Below are 22,128 nucleotides of genomic sequence, written 5' to 3' on the forward strand. Positions count from 1 at the left end.
GGTGAAGGTATGCATTATTTGCTCAACTTACTAATTTGGTTGCCAGTAATAGGCGGTGTTTTTGTTCTTCTCGCCGGAGATGATCGCAGCCCGAATATTTCGCGTTATTTGGCTTTATTTACCGTAATACTTTGTTTGCTGCTTTGTATTCCATTGGTTGCAGGTTTTGATCCCAAGGTATTGGGAATGCAATATTTGGAGGAATTTTCCTGGATGCCTGCTTTAGGTATTAGCTACAGCTTAGGCATTGATGGAATGTCATTACTCCTGATTGTTTTAAGTATTTTTACCAATCTTGTGGTAATTCTGGCAACCTGGGAAAGCATAACCAACAGAGTTTCGCAATATCTGGCTGCATTTTTAATTATGCAGGGCTTATTAGTTGGGGTTTTCTCCGCCTTAGATGCAATCCTATTCTATATATTCTGGGAAGCGACCCTCATTCCCATGTATCTCATTATTGGGATATGGGGCTCAGACAACCGGGTTTATGCTGCTATAAAATTTTTCTTATATACCTTTTTGGGTTCGGTACTCATGTTGGCGAGCTTCTTGTATATGGGCTACATAGCAGGTTCATTTAATATTGAAGCATTTTATGCCATCAAACTGAGTATGACTGCACAAACCCTGATTTTCATTGCGTTTTTTCTTGGTTTTGCCATTAAAATCCCCATGTTTCCCGTACATACATGGTTGCCTGATGCACATACCGAAGCTCCAGCAGGAGGATCTGTTGTCTTGGCAGCTATTTTGTTAAAGCTGGGTGCTTACGGATTTATCCGCTTCTCTTTGCCAATCGTACCGGATGCTTGCAGCCGCTATGCCGGTGTGATGATTGCCTTGTCGTTAATTGCAATTGTCTACATTGCCTTGATTGCAATTATTCAAAAAGATATGAAGCGATTAATTGCCTATTCTTCAATTTCACACATGGGATTCGTAACTCTGGGTTCATTTGCAATATTTGCTATAGCAAAACAATCCGGGTTAGGCGCAGCAGGTTTGATACTGGAGGGGGCAATTGTAGTGATGATTTCCCATGCATTTGTCTCAAGCGCGCTCTTTGCCGGAGTAGGTTACATTTATGATCGCATGCATACACGCAAACTGGCAGATCTTGGTGGAATCGTAAATACAATGCCTGTATTTGCATCCTTTTTTATGCTCTTTTGCATGGCCAATGCGGGGCTGCCCGGAACTTCAGGTTTTGTTGGAGAATTCATGGTAATCCTGGGCTCGCTTAAAGCAGGTTTCTGGGTCACATTTTGGGCTGCTACCACCCTGATTACAGCAGCAGGTTATAATCTTTGGATGTATAAACGCGTTATTTTTGGTCCTGTAGCAAATGAAAAAGTTGCCGCATTAAAAGATCTTTCGGGCTTTGAGTTAAGTGCTTATATTCTACTGGCTTTGATGGTCATCGCTATGGGTGTTTATCCTAAGCCATTGTTAGAGTACATACATCAAACAGTAAGCCATACTCTAGCATTAGCAAGTCAATCAAAATTGTAATCAAGGTTAATCAATATGACAGCATTACTTGAAAATATCCATGTAGCCCTTCCAGAAATAATCGTGCTGGTTGCAGCGTGTATCGCCTTACTCGCCGATTTATTTTTACGACATCGCTATAAATCAATTGCTTTTACTATATCCTGTATCGGATTGGTTCTAGCTGCTGTTGTGAATTTTCTTTATATCGGTATGTATAAAGTCATTACACTCCATGGCTTGTTCATTAATGATGACGTTGCCAATCTAATGAAATTTTTTATCTACCTCACGGTATTGTTGAGCTTTATCTATTCCAAGAACTATATAGATGAGCGTCAAATGCCCTCAGGAGACTACTATATTTTAGGAATGTTTTCGACTTTAGGGATGATCCTCCTGGTTTCAGCACATTCATTACTTACTATTTTTCTTGGTTTGGAATTGCTTTCATTACCCTTATATGCGATGACAGCAATTCGCCGAACTGATAGCGATGCCTCTGAAGCTGCAATGAAATATTTTGTTATGGGCTCAATTGCCTCGGCAATGCTTTTATACGGGATTTCCCTAATTTATGGAGCAACAGGAAAACTTGATTTACTTGAAGTTGCCAATGCAATTGCGGCAAATTGGCAGCAGCAAAGTAATCTCCTGATATTTGCGTTAGTATTTATCTTGTCTGGAATTGCCTTTAAATTGGCAGCGGTTCCTTTTCATATGTGGGTTCCTGATGTATACCAAGGGGCACCAACATCAGTGACCTTATTTATCAGTGCCGCACCCAAAATTGCCGCTGTAGGAATGACATTCAGACTATTAACTATTGGTTTTGTCGATATTAGCACCCAATGGCAACAAATCTTATTGGTGATGTCTTTGCTGTCAACAGGGCTTGGAAATCTATTTGCTGTTGTACAGACCAGTATTAAACGCATGTTAGCCTATTCGGCCATATCACATATGGGATATGCACTGTTTGGTGTTTTAGCTGCCACAGCAGCAGGATATGCTTCAGCGCTTTATTATATTTTAATTTATGCGATAACTTCGGCGGCTTCTTTTGGCTTGATTGTTCTAATGTCCAGCCAAGGAATGGAAATTGATAATATAGATGATTTAAAAGGCCTGAACAAAAGAAGCCCTTGGCTAGCATTTATGATGCTAATTGTTATGGTTTCCTTGGCAGGGATTCCACCGACTGTCGGTTTCTTTGCTAAATTACTTGTACTTAAAGCCTTGGTTGATGCCCAAATGACCTGGGTTGCAGTAGTTGGACTGTTCTTTACGGTAATTGGCGCCTATTATTATCTAAGAATTGTGAAAATCATGTATTTTGATAAGCCCGTACAGAGTGAACCGGTAGTGATGAATAAAGGTAATACTCTGGTACTTTCTGTCAATTGCTTATCATTGCTTCTTTTAGGTATTTTTCCAAGCGCTTTAATCGTAGCTTGTATTAATGCATTTGCTACCTAAAATCAAATTTATCTGCTTCTGCATGAGGAAATAATGGTTTTTTTAATGCAGAACAGATATTTGTTGGGAAAGTTAGAGAAAGTACTTGCTAAGAGTACAGACTCTCAGTATACTTCCCATCAGTTGACGCGGGGTGGAGCAGCCTGGTAGCTCGTCGGGCTCATAACCCGAAGGTCGTAGGTTCAAATCCTGCCCCCGCTACCACTTTTTTAGAACCCCATTTATGGGGTTTTTTATTATGTATAATTTGTAACTGCACTAAAAAATAGTAGTAGCCAGTGAAGTCAAGGACAAACTCGGAACGATGCACTGTTTAGTAATTCTTCCCCAGAGTTTAACTCCTTCCCCGAACTCAGGTTACTTTATTGTATTTGTATTAGGCATGTACCCTATTTGAATTATTAATACTATGATACAGGATGAATTGGAACATATACTAGCGCCTACCATCAATGATATGGGCTATGAGCTATGGGGATGCGAATATCTTTCACAAGGCCGGCATTCTCTATTACGAATATATATAGATAAAGCCGATGGGATAGGAATCGAAGACTGTGAAGCAGTAAGTCATCAAGTCAGTGCATTGCTTGATGTAGAAGATCCAATTACCGGAAATTACAGTCTAGAAGTTTCATCACCAGGAATCCCCAGGCCATTATTCAAAAGTTGGCAGTACCAGCGATATATGGGACATGAAATACAAGTTAAAACTTTTAAACCGGTTGGTGGTAAGCGTAAATTTACAGGTATTATTGTTTCCGTATCCGAGAATGGTGTAGTACTTAATGTAAATAATGAAGATCTAGAATTACTTTTTTCAAATATTGTGAAAGCAAGTTTGACAGTATAGAGAGGCGAACAATGAGCAAAGAATTGTTACTAGTTGCAGAGGCGTTATCAAACGAAAGAGGTGTAAGTAAAGATGTAATTATACTTGCCATTCAGGCCGCATTGGAGTCTGCAACTCGCAAGATCTTTGGTTTAGATATAGGTGTGCGCATTAAACTGGACCCCCGCTCAGGTGACTATGAAACCTTTAGATATTGGGAGGTAGTGAATGATGATGAACTGGAACATCCCGACCGCCAGTTAACTCTAGAACAAGCAAAAGAGCGTAACCCGGCTGTAAAAATTGGGGATCGGATCGAAGAATCAATTCCTTCGATTGAATTTGGCCGCATCGAAGCTCAAGCGGCTCGCCAGGTGATTATGCAAAAAGTCAGGGAAGCGGAACGAGAGCTCGTTATCGATCAATTCAGAAGCAAGCTGGGTCAGTTGATTTATGGAACGGTTAAGAAAGTAACTCGTGATAATATAATTATTGATTTGGGTGGTAAGGCTGAGGCTTTTCTACCACGTATCGAAATGCTTCCCCATGAAATGTTTCGTCCGAATGACAGAGTCCGTGCATATTTATATGAAATAACTCCTCAAGCACGTGGGCCTCAATTATTTGTGAGCCGTACTCGTAATGAAATGCTAATCGAGCTTTTTCGGATTGAAGTACCGGAAATTGGTGAAAACGTCATCGAAGTGAAAGCTGCAGCACGTGATCCGGGAAACAGAGCAAAAATTGCAGTGAAAACTAACGATGGACGCATCGACCCTGTCGGGGCATGCGTGGGAATGCGAGGAGCACGCGTACAGGCGGTTTCCAGCGAATTGGGCGGCGAGCGTGTGGACATTATTTTATGGGATGACAATCCCGCACAGTTGGTCATCAATGCCATGGCTCCAGCAGAAATTTCCTCGATTGTTGTTGATGAAGATACGCACACCATGGATTTAGCCGTAGAAAAAGATCAATTGTCTCAAGCAATCGGTCGTAACGGCCAAAATGTTCGATTGGCAAGCCAATTAACAGGATGGACCTTGAATGTAATGACCACAGATGAGTTTGAAAACAAAAATTTGGAAGAATCGAGTAAAATTGTTAAGTTATTTACTTCGGCACTGGAAATTGATGAAGAAATTGCTACATTACTAGTAGCACATGGTTTTTCTTCTCTTGAAGAAATAGCTTATGTTCCCAAGGAAGAATTACTTGCTATAGAAGAATTCGATGAAGAAATTGTTGAAGAGCTAAGAAACAGAGCAAACGATAAATTACTCACGATGGCTCTCTCCTCTGGTAAAGAATTATCTGGCTCACCTGACGAATCGCTACTTTCAATGGAAGGCATGACTGAAGAGCTTGCTAATAAATTAGCGGCTAAAGGAATTACCTCCATGGAAGATTTGGCCGAACAATCTGTAGATGAGTTGTTAGAGATTGAAGGAATGACTGAAGAAAAGGCCGGTGCTTTAATAATGAAGGCCAGAGAACCATGGTTTTTATAACACCATGGATTTATTATCAATTAATGTAGTGCAATTGTGCAGTTCGTTCTTAGAATATGAATATAACTGCTGAAAGGGGATTAAAATATGGCGGATGTGACGGTTAAACAATTAGCTCAAGTCGTTGGTATACCGGTTGAACGCTTATTGAACCAGTTACAGGAAGCAGGGTTATCTTTTACTGATGACCAACAGACTGTGAATGAAGAGCAAAAGCGAATCCTACTCAATCACCTGAAGAGGACTTCTCTGCGCGATATAAATGCTTCACCTGAAAGAATCACTTTAAGAAGGAAAAGTTTGTCACAAGTCACTGTTGGCCATGATGCTCATAGTGGAAAGACTGTAAATGTAGAGGTGCGTAAGAAAAAAGTCTTTGTGAAACGTACTCCCATAGTAGAGCAACAACCTGAGGTAGAAGAACCTGTAGTGATGCCCGAAGAACATCAAATCGAGATGGAGCAACCTGCTGTTGCATCTGCTCCCGATATTTTAGCAGAATCTCCTGCTGAAGCAGTTGAGAGTCCAGTTGATACGCTTGAGACCCAAGATAAATCCCAAGAAGAGCCAGTTTTGGAAGAAACCGTTAAAGCAGAAACCACTGAAGAGTTGGAAACACTTACCGCAGATGTTCTTGAAGAAAATAAAGCGCCAGCAGACATGGAGAAAGCCCCTGTCAAAGAAGAACATAAAGCGGAAAAAGCATCGAAAAAGAAGCATATTGATCAAGCAATTGAACCCGAGTCCTCCGACTTTAGAAAAGTGAAGAAAAAACCTAAATACCAATCGAATTACGATCGTGATGAGGAAGACCAGGAAGGACCCAGACGCGGTGGTCGAAGCAAATTTAAAAAACGCAAAGGCATTGAAAAATCCGATAAATTTAGAGAAGCAGAAGAAACACTAAAGCATGGCTTTGCCTTACCAACAGCACCTGTGGTAAGAGAAGTTTTAGTTCCTGAAACGATTACGGTTGCCGAGTTGGCAAAACGAATGTCTGTAAAAGCTGCTGAAGTCATCAAGGTGATGATGTCTCTTGGAGCCATGGCAACTATAAACCAGGTTATTGATCAAGAAACAGCGCTAATTGTTGTTGAAGAAATGGGGCATAAAGCTCGTGTAATTAAAGAGGATGCAATTGAAGTAGGTTTAGGTGAGTCTATTACCAAGGGCAGCCGCACAGAATCAAGGGCCCCTGTAGTAACCATTATGGGCCACGTAGACCATGGTAAAACTTCATTACTCGATTATATTCGGCGTACCAAAGTTGCTATTGGTGAAGCGGGCGGCATTACCCAACACATCGGTGCTTATCATGTGAGTACTCCTAAAGGTGATATTACTTTCCTTGATACCCCAGGTCACGCTGCATTTACGGCCATGAGGGCGCGAGGTGCAAAAGTTACAGATATAGTGATATTGATTGTTGCTGCTGATGATGGAGTTAAGCCCCAAACAGTAGAAGCAATTCAGCATGCCAAGGCTGCAAAAGTACCTATTATCGTTGCGATTAACAAAATGGATAAGCCAGATGCTGATCCAGATCGCGTCATGAATGAATTATCTGTACATGAAGTCATTCCAGAAGCATGGGGTGGCGATACGATGTTTATCAATATTTCAGCCAAATCAGGTATGGGTATTGATGATTTGCTTGATGCAATATTATTGCAGTCTGAGGTTTTGGAATTGTCTGCAGTTACTGATGGCGCAGCCAAAGGTGTGGTTATCGAATCCCGTTTGGATAAAGGCAGAGGCCCTGTTGCAACGGTATTAGTACAAAGCGGCACCTTGCATAAAGGCGATATTCTGCTAGCTGGTTTTCAGTATGGCCGGGTGCGGGCGCTTGTTGGTGATAATGGCGATATGGTAGAGAGTGCCGGTCCGTCCATTCCGGTTGAAGTCCTGGGGTTGTCTGCAATTCCGCATGCCGGAGATGAAGCAGTTGTTGTTCCGGATGAGAAAAAAGCAAGGGAAGTGGCTTTGTTCCGACAAGGTAAATTCCGTGATGTAAAACTTGCCAGACGTCAAAAATCAACGATCGAAGGCATTATGGAAAATATGGCCGCAGGAGAAATCAAAGTTCTTAATGTGGTCCTTAAAGCCGATGTTCAGGGATCTCTTGAAGCAATCTCCGATGCATTGGTGAAATTGTCTACCGATGAAGTTAAGGTTGAGGTTATTTCCAGTGGCGTAGGTGGCATCACCGAGTCAGATGTACATTTAGCTATAGCTTCGAATGCAATTTTGGTTGGTTTTAATGTCAGGGCCGATAGCAGTGCCAAGAAATTGGCTGAACATGAGTCAGTACCCCTCCATTATTACAGTGTGATTTACGATATTGTGGATCAAATCAAGGGTGCATTAACCGGTATGCTTGCCCCACAATTTAAAGAAGAAATCATTGGTATTGCCGAAGTTCGCGATGTATTCAAGTCACCTAAAATTGGTGCTATTGCAGGTTGTATGGTTACCGAAGGGGTAATTAAGCGTAATAATCCAATCCGCGTCCTCCGTGCCAATGTGGTTATTTATGAAGGAACTTTGGAATCGCTAAGAAGATTTAAAGATGACGTGGTTGAGGTTCGCCAGGGCTTTGAATGCGGTATTGGCGTTAAAAATTACAATGATGTAAAACCAGGTGATCTCATTGAAGTGTATGAAACCGTAGAAATTAAGCGTGATTTATAAATATGGGTCAAAATTTTAAACGTACAGATCGTGTCGCTGAAATGATTCAGCGAAAGTTAGCTCAAATAATACCTAAAGAAGTAAAGGATCCACGCTTAACAGGTTTTGTTACGATATCAGCAGTAAAAGTCGCTGCTGATTTGGGGCATGCTAAAGTATACTTTACCGTTCTCAATGACGATAAAAAAACGGTTGCAGCAATTTTAAATGCCGCTGCAAGTTACTTGCGTGGGGCCCTGGCACGCAGTATTACTTTGCGTACAGTTCCCCAATTGCATTTTGTTTATGATGAATCCATTGAATATGGACAACGTTTAAGCCGTCTCATCGATAAAGTAAATCCGCCGACTTCAGAAGATAATGAAAACGAATAATCTTTTAAAACAAGATGGAATCCTCCTGTTGAATAAATCAGTAGGGATGACTTCCAACACCGCCTTACAAAAAGCAAAAAGATTATTAGGGGCGAAAAAAGTGGGACATACCGGGAGTTTGGATCCCCTGGCTACGGGAATGCTCCCTCTATGTTTTGGTGAAGCGACTAAAGTGTGTCAGTTTTTGCTTGATGCCGATAAATGTTACGAAACTACGGGGTTGCTGGGCATTAAAACCAATACTGCGGATGCAACCGGTGAAGTAACTGCCCGGGTTGAACGCTTTTCGATTTCCACAGAACAATTGCTGGATGTACTGATGCAGCATACAGGTCACATTAAGCAAGTTCCTTCGATGTTTTCCGCCTTAAAGCATCATGGAACGCCTCTTTATCGCTTGGCACGCGAAGGGGTTACTGTCGAAAGAAAGGCCCGAGAAATACTGATTAGCGATTTACAACTTACTGCTTTTGATGGAATCCAGTTTTCATTAACAGTGAGGTGCAGCAAAGGCACTTACATACGTAACTTGGTAGAAGATATTGGCGATGCATTAGGAGTGGGCGCTCATGTAACTCGCCTACACCGGGTTTATACTGCAGGTTTGGAAAACATGCCTATGTATACGCTCGATGAAATAGAGGCAATGTCAATGAGTGAACGCATGGCCTGCCTAATCCCTATGGATAAAGCGGTTGACCATCTAGAGCAAATAACTCTTTTGGATGATGAGATAGTTACTATTCGCCAAGGTAGAATTGTAACAAATAAAGTTGATGTAGAAGTAGCAGATTGTGTACGTCTTTACGATGAGCGCGCACAATTTATTGGGTTGGGTGAACGAAATATAAAGGGTGATATTAAAGCGAAACGGTTGCTTTCTTTTTAAGTTTTTACTTAGTATAAGGAACAATCTCGACTAAATATGAAATTTTTTGCACAAAAATAATTTTCAGTACTTGTTTCGTTGGACATGCCTTGGTAGAATGTTCGCCTTTAAATGAATACTTAGTAGTTCCAGGAGTGTATAATGTCGCTAAGCAGCGCAGATAAAGCAACAATTGTTAAAGAATACAAGCGTTCCGATAAAGATACTGGATCGCCTGAAGTTCAGGTTTCTATCATTACAAGCCGCATCAAATATTTAACTGAGCATTTTAAAGAGCACAAGAAAGATTTTCATTCCCGACGTGGACTACAAGAACTCGTTAATAAGCGTCGTAAGCTATTAAAATATTTGAAGCGTAATGATGAAGCTCGTTATCAAACATTAATCCAAAGTCTGGAACTGAGAGATTCATATTAATTTGATGAGCAAACACATTTCATTAGAAATGTACTTTAAAATAAAACCTTAAATAAAGGCGCAATTTTCTGCGCCTTTTTTTCGTTATAATTACTTAATGAGGAAGATTACGTGGCTAAGTTTACAAAAGAAGTAGCATTTGGTGACCACACTCTTATATTGGAAACTGGTGAAATTGCACGACAAGCCGACGGAGCAGTATTAGCCAGTATGAATGGTACTCAGGTATTAGCTACAGTAGTTGGTAAGAAAGAGGGTGGCGAAGAAAATGGATTCTTTCCCCTGACAGTCAACTATCAGGAAAAGTTTTATGCAGTTGGAAAAATCCCCGGCGGATTTAACAAACGCGAAGGCAGACCAAGTGATAACGAAACTTTAATTTCACGCTTAATTGATCGCCCCATCCGCCCCTTATTCCCAGACGGTTTTTGTAATGAAGTCCAGGTTATTGTTACCGTTCTTTCTTTAAATCCTGAAGTCTCTTCAGATATCGTTGCCATGGTTGCTTCTTCTGCAGCATTAGCTCTTTCTGGCGTGCCTTTTAATGGGCCAATTGGCGCCGCGCGTGTTGGTTATAAAGACGGTATCTACCTTTTGAACCCAAGCCGCAAAGACTTAGAACAATCCAAACTGGATTTAGTAGTGGCAGGCACTAAAGATGCTATTTTGATGGTGGAATCAGAAGCTAAAGAGTTAAGCGAAGACATTATGCGCGGCGCTATTATGTTTGGTCATGAAATGATGAAAAATGTGATCAAAGCAATCGAAGAGCTCGCCGGACAAGCAGGCAAATCTCGTTGGGAGTGGACTGCTCCTGAAGTAGATACCCATCTGCAAGAACGAGTTGCCGATATGGTTAAAACAGATGTGGAAGAAGCCTACCTGATTAGAGACAAGCAAGAACGCTATAAGCGCCTTGATGTATTAAAAGAACAAACAATCGCTGCTTTGCAAGCTGAAAATGAAGAGTTAAAAGCAGATGTTATTGGTAATATGTTTGTAGAGATTGAGCGTGCTACAGTACGTAATCGAATCCTTGATGGTGAGCCACGAATTGACGGCCGTGATCAAAAGACTGTTCGCCCTATTTCCATTCGTACCAAACTTTTAGAAAGAACTCATGGTTCTGTTTTATTTACCCGTGGTGAAACCCAGGCAATCGTTGTGGCCACATTAGGTAATGAGCGGGATGCGCAAATCCTGGATAATATTATTGGTGAAACCAAAGACCGCTTTATGCTGCATTACAATTTCCCTCCTTATTCAGTAGGAGAGACGGGCATGGTTGGAAGTCCAAAACGAAGAGAAATCGGCCATGGCCGTTTAGCCAAACGTGCGATTATGGCGGTATTGCCTGAAGCAAATGAATTTCCATATATATTAAGAGTTGTTTCTGAAATCACCGAATCAAATGGTTCAAGCTCGATGGCTACAGTGTGTGGCACCAGCCTTGCATTGATGGATGCAGGGGTTCCTTTGAAAGCGCCGGTTGCTGGAGTGGCAATGGGCCTGATTAAGGAAGGTGATCGGTATGCGGTGTTAACTGATATTTTAGGTGATGAAGATCATTTGGGTGATATGGATTTCAAGGTTGCCGGAACCGAACAGGGAATTACGGCATTACAAATGGACATCAAAATCCATGGTATTACCAATGAAATCATGGAACAAGCACTGGATCAGGCTTTAGAAGGCCGTTTGCATATCCTGGGAGTCATGAATAATGCATTAGCAGAGCACAGGGAAGAATTATCCAAACACGCACCCCGAATTACTACGATGAAAGTTGCTGAAGATAAAATCCGCACTATTATTGGAAAAGGCGGTGCAACGATTAAAGGACTAATAGAAAGTACCGGTGTGTCTATAGATATCGATGATACAGGGGTAATACAGCTCTTTTCACCCGATATGAATGCACTCGAAGAAGCCCAAAAACAGATTAAAGCGTTAATCGCGGAAATCGAGGTTGGCCAAACCTATCAAGGTAAAGTGAGTAAAATTGTAGATTTCGGTGCGTTTATTAATCTTTTACCTGGAAAGGATGGACTCCTCCATATTTCTCAAATTTGCAACGACCGCTCCCAAAAAGTTGAATCTGTATTGCAAGAGGGACAGGAAATTGAAGTATTCGTTGCCGGTATTGATAAGCAAGGCCGAGTGAAGCTTGAGTGGAAAGATAAGCCTCAGACAGAAGCTGCAGCTGATGTTCCAGCCGAAGAAGGGCAGCCTGAAGAAGAACATCAACACGCCAAGGTTAACGAAGGCGAAGAAGAGTAAATAGTCCCACATTCTCCTACACAGCAAGCGTGGGAGAATGTCTTCTTGCGGTGCGCATCCCGCGGCATGTAATCAAAGATTATATGTAACCCGGATTGCACTCCGCTTCACCCAGGTTACAGTATTGAAAGATTAAAGGAATTCAAACAAGAGGTAATTACTTACCTTGAGTCAGAGTGAGGAATTCAGCTCTGCTTGTGGGATTGTTGCGCATGTCACCAAGCATCACTGAAGTAGTCATTACCGAGTTTTGCTTTTCAACCCCACGCATCATCATACATAAATGTTTTGCTTCAATAACTACAGCAACACCACGTGCACCGGTTATTGATTCCAAGCAGTTTGCTATTTCAGTAGTTAATCGTTCCTGAATTTGCAGGCGTCGAGCAAAGTAGTCAACGACACGCGCTATTTTTGATAATCCGATTACTTTTCCATTAGGAATATATCCAACATGACATTTACCCAGAAACGGGAGTAAATGGTGTTCGCACATAGAGTACATTTCTATATCTTTGACAATAACCATTTCGCTCATGTCTGAATCGAAAAGAGCGTCATTGATAATATCTTCTAGATTTTCGTTATAACCTTTTGTTAAATAGCGAAGGGCATTAGCGGCACGGGCAGGTGTGTCTATCAAACCTTCCCGAGTTACATCTTCACCTAATTGTGTTAGCAGTTCTTTATAGAGTTTTTCCATAGTTATTTCCTACCCCGGGGGCCAAGTCATATGACGTCCGCCCAGTAAATGTAAATGAATGTGATAAACTGTTTGGCCACCATCGGGATTAATGTTAAAAACTAATCGATATCCTGCGTCACTTATTCCTTCAGTTCGAGCAATATTTTTTGCCCCTAAAATCATTTTTCCCAACAGGGCCTGGTTTTCATCGCTGGCATCATTCAATGTGGCAATGTGTTGCTTGGGAATAATCAGCAGATGCTTAGGAGCTTGCGGGTTGAGATCACGAAAAGACATTATCTCATCATCTTCGAAAACTACTGATGCGGGAATCGCACCTTGTGCAATTTTGCAAAACAAGCAATTCATAGCAATCTCATTTGATTAAAAGGGCTATTATACATTGCATTGGTCATAATGCGACAGCTTCTCTTTGCCTTTTAATGTGTTTTTTCGCATAATAGCCGCTTTATGTCGTGAATTTACCTTCGGGCACTGATCTTGCCAAAAATAAATCGATCAGTAAACGAAGGAAGGCTTTTATTAAAAGCTTATCTGGAGACGTTTCTTGTATTTTTATTCGATAAGAGGGGGAGAAGAATAAATGAGTTTAATGAAAATTAGCAGCGGTCGTGATTTGCCAAAAGAAATAAATGTAATTATAGAAATCCCTATGCATAGTGAACCGGTCAAGTATGAAGTGAACAAAGAATCAGGGGTTTTATTTGTTGATCGCTTTTTATCAACACCCATGTTCTATCCGGTCAATTATGGTTATATTCCTAATACTTTATCTGAAGATGGTGATCCTGTTGATGTGCTCGTTGTCACTCCAGTTCCTCTTGTCGGAGGTTCAGTAATTCCATGCCGACCAGTAGGAATGTTAAAAATGACTGATGAGTCAGGTGTTGATGCTAAAATTTTGGCAGTTCCAACGAACAAACTCACGAAAATATACCAATCAATTCAAACGCATGAAGACATCCCACAACATCTGTTAAACTCCTTGGAGCACTTTTTCACCCATTATAAAGACCTGGAGGAAGGTAAATGGGTAAAACTTAATGGTTGGGTTGGTCCTGAAGCCGCTTTTGAAGAAATTATGTCCAGTGTGGCACGCTTTAATAAAGAGCATAAATAATTTATTTTCATTGTGCCTGGGGAAAACCTATGTTTTGAACCCAGGCTTAAAATAGTGTTGCCTGATTCTTGCTGTGTTTTTATTAAAAATTACTATCTCGATTTCTTTACAACCATATGATACTTTATTTTGTGTAATAAATGCTTAAGGAAATTCGGTGTCCTACCATCTTTCAACATTATTCATCATCCTGTTATTTCTAATTTTCTTGGCTGCTTTTTTTTCAGGTACTGAAATCGGCATGATGTCGATTAATCGCTACAAGTTAAAACATTTGGTCAAAAAAGAAAACAAACAGGCAGTAAGAGTGAATCAAATTCTCTCACGCCCCGATCGCTTATTGAGTGTAGTGCTGATTGGAAATACTTTTGCGAATATTCTTGCTTCAACGATAGCAACACTTATCGGGCAACATATTTACGGAGACGCAGGTATCGCTATAGCTACTGTTCTGTTGACACTAATTATTTTAGTATTTGCTGAAATGATCCCTAAAACATTTGCTGCAATTTATCCCCAGAAAGTAGCATTCGCAACTTCATTGCCCTTACAAATTTTGCAATTGATTTTTGCCCCTCTCGTATACATAACCAGTTTTATGTCTAATGGGGTTTTGCGTTTATTTAGAGTCTCACTTGATAAAGCACAAAAAGAATCTTTAACGGGAGAGGAATTACGTTCCGTAGTGCATGAAGCAGGGGGATTATTGCCAATTGAACATAAAAGCATGTTAATCAGCTTGCTGGATTTGGAAACGGCAACAGTAGAAGACATAATGATCCCTAAATCAGATATTGTGGGAATTGATATAGAAGAACCCTGGTCTGAAATCCTGTATCAATTGGAAACAGCAAAGCATACGCGGCTGCCTCTCTACCGCGATTCAATTGATGAATTGGTAGGAATGATCCATGTACGCGATGTTTTAAATTTGGCTATAGAAAACGAATTGGATTTAGAGAGTTTGCTCGAAGTCGCTGATAAACCCTATTATATTCCCGAGGCTACTCCGCTTAACCTGCAGATTTTAAATTTCAGGAAAATGAAGAGACGAAGTTCTTTTGTCGTCGATGAATATGGGAACATTCAGGGGTTAGTCACCATGGAAGACATACTCGAAGAAATAGTAGGTGAGTTTACCACCGATGTGGCTGCATTGAGTCGAGGCATTACCCCACAAAGCGATGGTTCGGTTATTGTCGATGCTGGATTAACCTTACGTCATTTAAACCGTTTAATGGGATGGCAATTACCCATGATAGGACCCAAAACATTAAGCGGATTAATTGTGGAACATTTAGGATATATTCCTCCTCCTGATTCATGTTTGACTATAGAAAACTATCGCATGGAAGTATTAAAGGTGGGCGATAACACGATTAAAAGTTTGAGGGTGTTTAAAATAAATAAGAAGAAACATAAATAAACTAGCTTTGGGACAATAAAACTTAAAATTTCCCTAGCAAAAAATACTTAAGCAAATGTTTTGCTTCTTTTAGCTGTGCTCCAATACCCTTTTGAACTGGTTTAGAAACTCTTTAAATTGAGTATCCTTCACAAAATAACCATCAATATTATAATTTTGCACAGCAAGTTTATCTTTATTGTTATTTGAAGTAGTCAATACAAATATTCTTATGCTATTAAATTTTGCATGGGTTCTGAAACATTGCAAGAATTCCAGGCCATTCATCTTAGGCATCATTAAATCTAGAACAATAATGGTTGGCATGACGGTGGATTGTGTATTTTCTTTTGTTAACAAATTTAAGGCTTCAATTCCATTTTTTGCTACTTGGAGGGTCAGGGGTAAATTCAATTTACCCAGTTCTCTTTCCATATAGATGCAATCTATTTCATCATCATCCACTACTAAAATATGAGGAATTGTATTTTTATTAGCCATTACATGGTACCTCCTGTCCGTTTGGGCCAAGTAAAATGGAAGATTGCTCCTTGATTTACATCTGATTTTACCCCGATGCTTCCCCCTTGCGCTTCAACAATTTTTTTTGCAATGCTAAGCCCTACTCCGCAGCTTTCTAAAATATCTCGAGGTTGTAGGGTTTGAAAAAGCTGGAAAATTCGATTTTGAAATGCAGGCTCAATTCCCGGACCATCATCAGCTACAAAAAACTCATAATAATGGTTCTTTTCAGCAACCCCTACCTGAATATGTCCTTTTTTCAAATGGTGATGTTTTACACTGTTGTCAAGCAACTCATAAATCACTTGTTTTAGCGATTCTTTTTCAGCTTCGACTAAAAAACTACACTGCTCGCAACGGATATCAAAATTATTTGCCATTTCTATTTCATGAGTCAGGGAATCAATCAATAAAGGAAAATTAATTTTTTCAATTTTTAAGTGTATTCCACCGGCCTGAGAATATCTTAAAAGACCATCAAGTAAATTAGACATCCTATAAGCACGTTGCCGTAAAAAGGTGAGATATGTTTTAGATTGCGAAGTTAACTGATTCCCTATATCTTCCTCTATCCAGGAAACGAGATGTTCCATGGCTGGTAAGGGTGATTTTAAATCGTGGGAAGCCAGATAAACAAAGCGCTCTAACTCATCTTCAGCATGTTTAACTAAAATCAAATTTGCAATGCGTGCTCTAAACTCTTCAGCGGAGAACGGTTTAATCATATAATCCTGAGCACCTTCTTTAAGCATACGTACACAAAGCTCGTCATCTGCTTTAGCCGTTACAATCATAATCGGAGTGGAAAGCAGGGAAGAATGTTGCCTGATGGCATGAACCATTTCTATGCCGTTCATTCTCGGCATCATAATGTCACTGATAATTACGTGAGGATGGAATTTTATCGCTTTATTCAAACCATCCTTACCGTCATGAGCACTAATAACACGATAATCTTTGCTTAAAAGTTCGCACACAAATTCATTCATCGCCAGGTTATCTTCTACGACTAAAACTAAAGGCTGATTAGGATCACTTTCCACTTGCGGCTGCATGCGCACATCTTCGCGGTGTTTATTCACAATGCGAGGTATTTCAAGAGTATTTTGTCCAGGCTGTCCACCATGAACTAATTGATTTACTGGGGCAGTCAATGGAATTTGAATGACAAAAAGCGCACCACCTAATTTTGATTGATGTACTTTAATGGTTCCTTTATGAAGTTCAATAAAGTCTTTAACTATGGCTAAACCTAAACCAGTTCCTGCGGAATGACGCAAACTTTCCTCCAGTTGAAAGAAGCGTTCGAAAACAGCTTCTCTAAATTCTTTCGGAATCCCTGGGCCGTTATCTTCAATAGAAAACTCGGCGCTATTTTCATTTTTCTCTAAAGCAAGATAAATTTTTCCCTGAAACGGAGTGAATTTTATGGCATTGGAGATTAGGTTTAGAATAACACGCTCAATTTTTTCACTATCAATTTGAATTGCCAAATTTTTAGGAAACGAATAAGAAATTTTTAATCCTTTTGCTTCAATATCCGCCTCAAATAGTGAAAGAATTTTTTTAATCAGTTGGACCAGATCAACAGTGTAATAATTAATTGGTAATCGGTTCGAATCAAATTTGGCAATATCCAACAAGTCATTAACATGTTTTAATAAAAGAAGGGCATTTTCTTTCATTAATTCAATTTTTTTGATTTGTTTAGGTGTTAACGTTTCATCCTCTAATAAAGAATCTATGGGGCCTAAAATTAGCATGAGTGGAGTACGCAATTCATGACTGATATTGGCGAAAAATTGCGTCTTTAGCTGATCAAGTGAAGCTAAATTGTAATTAGCCACTTGCAGTTTTTTGTTAATGAGTTCAATTTCCTGGGAGCGTTGATAAATTTCCACCTCCATTTCCCCGGCTCGGGTACGAAGCGCTTCCATTGCTTTTAATTGTTCATAGCGGGTTTTTTTAAGCTGAATATATTCTGTGACATCCTCCACGCGGTGGATAATATATTTAAGTGTTCCATCAGGGTCTAGGACAGGTAAATTTATGGGACTCCAGAAGCGCTCTTCATATCCCCCTCCTTTTTCCTTAGGGCGCCGGATATCATATTTTTGGATTGCCATTATGTCATAGGCTTTATTTTTTAAAACTCTATTTAATGAATCACGTAAATTACTTACGCCTGTTGCAAAAGAGTCTTCCGGATTATCTGGAAAAGCATCAAAAATATTCTTTCCGATAATTTGCTCCCGGGTAACCATGGTTGCTCGCAGATAATTATCACTGGCTGCCACAATGGTAAAGTCCTTATCCAATACAAGATAAAGTCCCGGGGTAGACTCGAAAATAGATTTAAAATCAATGGGTTCCTTTGTATTCTCCATTGGTGTGACCTCACAATCCATGTATATTAAGTATAAAATATATACAAAATATTTAAAGTAATTTCCTGAATGGAAGCAAAAATGCTATTTTGTATCGCTTTCTTTTAAGGAAACAACTTGCGCCGTGAACATATAACCACCATTGCGAATCGTTTTAATTAATGCAGGTTTTTTGGCATCAATTTCTATTTTTTGGCGGAGTCTGCTTATTTGCACATCAATTCTGCGATCAAAAGGATTCAAATCACTATTTTTGGTGATGTGTAGCAGAAGTTCTCGATCCAATATGCGTTGGGGTTGTTGTACGAAGGTAAGTAATAAATCATATTCGCCTGCGCTTAACGCCAATTCTTCATTGGTATTACTAAACACTTGTCTGGAGGCAGGATAAAGCTTCCAATTGGCAAATACCAGAACTTCTTTTTCATGCTCCACTTGTTGTTGGGCACGTAAAACACGACGATTAATTGCACTAACCCGCGCGTGAAGCTCTCTGGGTAACAGGGGTTTTACAATGAAGTCATCAGCTCCTGCTTCAAGAACCTTGATACAGGCTTCTTCATTGGGGGTGTTGTTTATAATCAATAAAGGTACAGGATACTCTGTATAAAATTGATGGATTGCCTGGAGGTCATTTTTTAGAATAGACCAGTTAATTAGAATGGCAACCGGTTTCCCTGTGCCCTTTTGAAGAGGAGTCAACTGGTTTTGCTGCACGATATTAATATTAAATTGTGCAAAGTATTTCTTAAGATCCTCATTAACGGGATCGTTATCAATAAATAAGAGATAACTGGGTTGTGGCATTCATTTATTCCGGATTTTTATGAGTACAGTTCACCTATAATTTTGGCAAGATTAATATAGACTTTCAATGAGTTTCGATATTATTGTAAGCATTATTAATTAAATTTCTATGCTCTTGATAAGATTGCATTTTAATAAAATCGGAAACCGAAATTTTTTTCGGATAAAATCAAATCAAGTTCAGGGATCGTGCAAGGAGACAGGATGACTCATTCCCGATTTCACCATTCAAATAGGTTTCCTCCCGAAAAAAGTCGGCTAACGGCTTTAATTTCCCCAGGAGAAATTCATCGCTATTCAAAAGAATTACAACAGTTATTTTACGAACGGAATTTTAATTTGTGGCTGGAAGGATTTATCAATTATTGGAACAACAATGAGCTCCTCTACAATGAGCTAAAAACTTTATTCCAAGAATGGGATAGCTTACATCTACAAGCTGCCTTGGATTATTTTTCCAATCGCGAATTTGCGGCTTTAGTGAATGCAATATTCTTTTATAAGTATCATCCGGATAAATTGTTTTCTGAGGGTATCCACCCTGAAAAACTCATCTCAGTACAAGCGCGTTTGGAGGTAATACATCATGCTCTTGAATTAATGCAGCAACAACTATATGCAGCTGCTTTTCAAAAGGGATTAATTCCTGGGCTCGATTATTTGCTACATGATGAGGAATTGCTTGCAGGCATCACTATCGAGCCTTATGAAGAGTGGATAATATTAATACAAACAGCATTAAAAAAATTAAAGACAAACGCGAGTGCAATTCATTTAAAGCATCGAGCTATTGATTGTTTATATGATCTTAAATGGGCTTATAAATTCTGTTTTAACCCAAACCGTTTAATTGATGCAGTAATGCTATTGCAACAGCATTTGCTCGCCGATCGTTCCAGGCATGAGCATTTAATTATTTTTCAAGAAAAAATGGTAGATTTATATGCGCAGCTTACTACAACGGAATGCCTGGATTTATATGGTTATTTTGCTAATAAGGATACCTGTTCTTTACTTTATATTTTTTTGAAACTTTCCCAAGGAGACTCTTTCGAGGAGTTACCTCCTCTCGGCAATGAGGAGAGGGCTGCAATAGCTAATGTGGGTGATGCATTATGCTGTGTTCTGGAATCTTTACGCATTGAATTAAAAAGGCGTCATTTGCGTGCAGAAGCTTATAAATATGATTTAGAAAAACCAGACATCAAGTTCGCCCCTCATCATCGTGATGCAGTATTGAGAGTAATTCATATCTACAAGCCCGCTCATGAAACGCCAGATCACATTATGGAACAATTATTTCAACCTCTCGAAACCTCTGATTAAAAGGAGGCAAGGTTGGGGATTTGGTGGGGGATCTTATTTCCTTAGGGGGCTTGCTATATGCCCGCCCCTTAACGGAATTTGATGAGCATTCGCAAAAAACATACTGCGGAATTTTTTGGTGAGAACTCATCTGTTTATCTTTATTTTTTTCTCTTTTCTTCCAGAAAAAATGCGCGCACGTATTTAATGATTAGAGCCCCTAGTTTTCTTTGCCTTCCTGATTGAGTCAGTGGAATACCAATTTTTCGCGAAATTTTTGCTTTTAGAGCAGAGATACCAATTAATCTTTTCCATGAAAACCCACCACGGTTCATTTTCTACACCTCATAATTTAAAAGGGTGAGTATACTACTGCTTTTTCCAGTTTAAAGCAGTGTGTCTGTGTTTTTAATCGAGATCTGTAGAGGGTGCGTTTATATGCCAATTATAAATGTAACTGTCAATAGTGTTAATATGTTTGAGTTGGCTTTGTAATGGTTCTTTGGCAAATTGTAATAGATGGAAAATTACATCTTGTTTTGTACCGCCGAAATCCTCCTCATACCAATCATATAACTTGGAAATAATCAGCTTTCCTTCAATGACACTTACTCCTCTAAGGGAGTTAATGTAATTAGAGGCCGCCTGATTCAATTGCTCTTCGATGAGGTTTCCCTGATACGCTTTTCTATTCAGGTTGGGTGCGCCAATCGTGCCATTATTTAAAGTATAATGGGTGCGTGCATCATTCCAAATCGCCCTGATAATGCGATTATTAATGTCATCTAAAGTTAAAGACGTTTCTTTTATGGTGATTAGGTTTGCCCCCCAGGGTCCTATACTGAATAATCCTGGTGAAATATTAATTTCTTGAACGGTAGTCACTGGGAAATAATTGGCAATAATTTGTACGGTCAGAGCATTGTAGACGTTAATCCAATACGCCAATTGTTCATTGCGGTTGTAATTGTCAATATTTATTTCGGACATGCTTTTTAAATAATCTTTAAGCAGATTTAAATCGGTTTGTGTCATATGGCCATAATCAACCAGATTAATATTTTCTTCGTTGGTAACGATACGGCGGTTTAGAAAATCTTGCCAAAGCTTATGGGAAATAACCTCATTGGATAAAGGATTATTTACCTCCCATCTGGGCCATAAATTTTTGTAAAAAGATGCATGGGCTATCCCCGAAATGAGGAACATTAATATGAGAAAGTATTTACCACGGTATACTGATTTAAACATGAATTATTGCTCTATTGCGAAAGGCGTTTCCTATAGTGTTACCATCCAGAAACTCTAATTCTCCTCCAGAGGGAATGCCATGCGCCAATTGGGTTATATTTATTGGCAAATCATGTAAAAGCTGATGAATAAAATGAATGGTAGTTTGACCTTCCACGCTCGGGCTTAATGCCAATACCACTTCTTTAATTTTTTCTTGGATGATGAGAGTTTTAAGTCGGGGCAATCCTATATCTTCGGGCCCTAATCCGTCTAGTGGAGATATTTTCCCCATGAGAACAAAATACTTTCCTTGGAATGCATTGCTTTGTTCAATAGCTGATACATCTGCCGGGCTTTCCACAACACAAAGTAAAGATGAATCCCGATTTGGATTTTGACAGAGGTTACAAATTCTTTGTTCTGTATAATTAGCACAACGTTCACAATGATGAATGTTGTTCATTGCTTGCTCCAGGCAAGAGGCGAGGTGTAGCCCTCTTTGTCTTTGATGCTGGAGTAAGTGGAACACCATACGCTGTGCTGATTTTGGACCTACGCCTGGTAGGCAGCGAAGTGCCTCTACCAAGCGGGTTAACATATCCATCGCTAGGATTATTCCTTATCGTCACCCATTAAATCAGTTGGGATATTGAGGCCGGCAGTTAATTGACTTATT

20 protein-coding genes and 1 tRNA gene (1 of these 21 running past the window's edge) are annotated in these 22,128 nt (G+C 39.7%); 13 read left to right on the top strand and 8 right to left on the bottom strand.

Annotated features, from left to right (window positions below; all coding sequences use genetic code 11):
• Window positions 1-9 precede the first annotated feature (9 nt).
• From KYQ_RS01210 to pnp, 10 genes are all read left to right on the top strand, one after another.
• Window positions 10-1,515 carry a complex I subunit 4 family protein gene (locus KYQ_RS01210; RefSeq protein ID WP_019349472.1) on the top strand — a complete coding sequence of 502 codons (1,506 nt, stop codon included), beginning with the start codon at window positions 10-12 and terminating at the stop codon, window positions 1,513-1,515.
• Between the two features lie 15 nt (window positions 1,516-1,530).
• Window positions 1,531-2,973 (top strand): NADH-quinone oxidoreductase subunit NuoN, encoded by a 1,443-nt coding sequence (gene nuoN / locus KYQ_RS01215; protein ID WP_019349473.1) that lies wholly within the window; start codon window positions 1,531-1,533, stop codon window positions 2,971-2,973.
• A 127-nt stretch (window positions 2,974-3,100) separates the two neighbouring features.
• Window positions 3,101-3,177: transfer RNA gene (locus KYQ_RS01225), tRNA-Met, on the top strand.
• A gap of 205 nt (window positions 3,178-3,382) precedes the next feature.
• A complete protein-coding gene (gene rimP, locus KYQ_RS01230) occupies window positions 3,383-3,826 on the top strand; it encodes a ribosome maturation factor RimP (RefSeq protein ID WP_010652400.1) in 444 nt (147 codons plus the stop codon).
• A gap of 11 nt (window positions 3,827-3,837) precedes the next feature.
• Window positions 3,838-5,316, top strand: a complete 1,479-nt coding sequence (gene nusA, locus KYQ_RS01235) for a transcription termination factor NusA (protein WP_019349474.1) — start codon at window positions 3,838-3,840, stop codon at window positions 5,314-5,316.
• 87 nt (window positions 5,317-5,403) lie between these two features.
• On the top strand, window positions 5,404-8,007 hold the full coding sequence (gene infB / locus KYQ_RS01240) for a translation initiation factor IF-2 (RefSeq protein ID WP_010652402.1): 2,604 nt from the start codon (window positions 5,404-5,406) through the stop codon (window positions 8,005-8,007).
• 2 nt (window positions 8,008-8,009) lie between these two features.
• Entirely contained in the window at window positions 8,010-8,381 is a 372-nt protein-coding gene (gene rbfA / locus KYQ_RS01245; RefSeq protein ID WP_010652403.1) for a 30S ribosome-binding factor RbfA, read from the top strand.
• On the top strand, window positions 8,368-9,270 hold the full coding sequence (gene truB, locus KYQ_RS01250; RefSeq protein WP_010652404.1) for a tRNA pseudouridine(55) synthase TruB: 903 nt from the start codon (window positions 8,368-8,370) through the stop codon (window positions 9,268-9,270). The genes rbfA and truB overlap by 14 nt, the downstream gene beginning before the upstream one ends.
• 141 nt (window positions 9,271-9,411) lie before the next feature.
• Window positions 9,412-9,687: a 30S ribosomal protein S15 gene (rpsO, locus tag KYQ_RS01255; protein ID WP_010652405.1), complete on the top strand. Its 276-nt coding sequence runs from the start codon at window positions 9,412-9,414 to the stop codon at window positions 9,685-9,687.
• Between the two features lie 111 nt (window positions 9,688-9,798).
• Window positions 9,799-11,967: a polyribonucleotide nucleotidyltransferase gene (gene pnp, locus KYQ_RS01260; RefSeq protein ID WP_010652406.1), complete on the top strand. Its 2,169-nt coding sequence runs from the start codon at window positions 9,799-9,801 to the stop codon at window positions 11,965-11,967.
• Between the two features lie 157 nt (window positions 11,968-12,124).
• Here pnp and folE read toward each other — a convergent pair whose 3' ends face one another.
• On the bottom strand, window positions 12,125-12,670 hold the full coding sequence (gene folE / locus KYQ_RS19035) for a GTP cyclohydrolase I FolE (protein WP_010652407.1): 546 nt from the start codon (window positions 12,668-12,670) through the stop codon (window positions 12,125-12,127).
• A 9-nt stretch (window positions 12,671-12,679) separates the two neighbouring features.
• The gene (locus KYQ_RS19040) at window positions 12,680-13,021 is read right to left on the bottom strand and encodes a histidine triad nucleotide-binding protein (RefSeq protein ID WP_010652408.1); all 342 of its coding nucleotides are present in this window, start codon (window positions 13,019-13,021) and stop codon (window positions 12,680-12,682) included.
• Window positions 13,022-13,256: 235 nt separating this feature from the next.
• Between KYQ_RS19040 and ppa the strand changes: the two genes are divergently transcribed.
• Together ppa and KYQ_RS01280 are read left to right on the top strand one after the other, a co-directional pair.
• Window positions 13,257-13,793 (top strand): inorganic diphosphatase, encoded by a 537-nt coding sequence (gene ppa / locus KYQ_RS01275; protein WP_010652409.1) that lies wholly within the window; start codon window positions 13,257-13,259, stop codon window positions 13,791-13,793.
• A gap of 157 nt (window positions 13,794-13,950) precedes the next feature.
• Window positions 13,951-15,219 carry an HlyC/CorC family transporter gene (locus KYQ_RS01280; RefSeq protein WP_010652410.1) on the top strand — a complete coding sequence of 423 codons (1,269 nt, stop codon included), beginning with the start codon at window positions 13,951-13,953 and terminating at the stop codon, window positions 15,217-15,219.
• A gap of 69 nt (window positions 15,220-15,288) precedes the next feature.
• Here the strand turns inward: KYQ_RS01280 and KYQ_RS01285 are convergent, their stop codons facing one another.
• From KYQ_RS01285 to KYQ_RS01295, 3 genes are all read right to left on the bottom strand, one after another.
• Entirely contained in the window at window positions 15,289-15,699 is a 411-nt protein-coding gene (locus KYQ_RS01285) for a response regulator (RefSeq protein ID WP_010652411.1), read from the bottom strand.
• A complete protein-coding gene (locus tag KYQ_RS01290) occupies window positions 15,699-18,107 on the bottom strand; it encodes an ATP-binding protein (RefSeq protein WP_010652412.1) in 2,409 nt (802 codons plus the stop codon). The genes KYQ_RS01285 and KYQ_RS01290 overlap by 1 nt, the downstream gene beginning before the upstream one ends.
• Before the next feature lie 84 nt (window positions 18,108-18,191).
• Complete coding sequence (locus KYQ_RS01295) at window positions 18,192-18,914, bottom strand: winged helix-turn-helix domain-containing protein (protein ID WP_010652413.1); 723 nt, start codon at window positions 18,912-18,914, stop codon at window positions 18,192-18,194.
• A gap of 204 nt (window positions 18,915-19,118) precedes the next feature.
• Between KYQ_RS01295 and KYQ_RS01300 the strand changes: the two genes are divergently transcribed.
• The gene (locus KYQ_RS01300) at window positions 19,119-20,240 is read left to right on the top strand and encodes a hypothetical protein (RefSeq protein WP_010652414.1); all 1,122 of its coding nucleotides are present in this window, start codon (window positions 19,119-19,121) and stop codon (window positions 20,238-20,240) included.
• Between the two features lie 387 nt (window positions 20,241-20,627).
• Here the strand turns inward: KYQ_RS01300 and KYQ_RS01315 are convergent, their stop codons facing one another.
• The 3 genes in view from KYQ_RS01315 to KYQ_RS01325 are tightly spaced (at most 8 nt apart) and all read right to left on the bottom strand, a layout consistent with a single transcriptional unit that may run on beyond the window.
• The gene (locus KYQ_RS01315) at window positions 20,628-21,470 is read right to left on the bottom strand and encodes a DUF547 domain-containing protein (RefSeq protein ID WP_010652416.1); all 843 of its coding nucleotides are present in this window, start codon (window positions 21,468-21,470) and stop codon (window positions 20,628-20,630) included.
• Window positions 21,463-22,056 carry a recombination mediator RecR gene (gene recR, locus KYQ_RS01320; RefSeq protein WP_010652417.1) on the bottom strand — a complete coding sequence of 198 codons (594 nt, stop codon included), beginning with the start codon at window positions 22,054-22,056 and terminating at the stop codon, window positions 21,463-21,465. The genes KYQ_RS01315 and recR overlap by 8 nt, the downstream gene beginning before the upstream one ends.
• Before the next feature lie 8 nt (window positions 22,057-22,064).
• A protein-coding gene (locus KYQ_RS01325; RefSeq protein ID WP_010652418.1) for a YbaB/EbfC family nucleoid-associated protein crosses the window boundary here: on the bottom strand, window positions 22,065-22,128 show its final stretch. 272 nt of this gene lie beyond the right edge of the window; only the last 64 of its 336 coding nucleotides appear in the window; its start codon lies off the right edge, out of view; it ends in the stop codon at window positions 22,065-22,067.

Source organism: Fluoribacter dumoffii NY 23 (assembly GCF_000236165.1).
GTDB lineage: Bacteria > Pseudomonadota > Gammaproteobacteria > Legionellales > Legionellaceae > Legionella > Legionella dumoffii.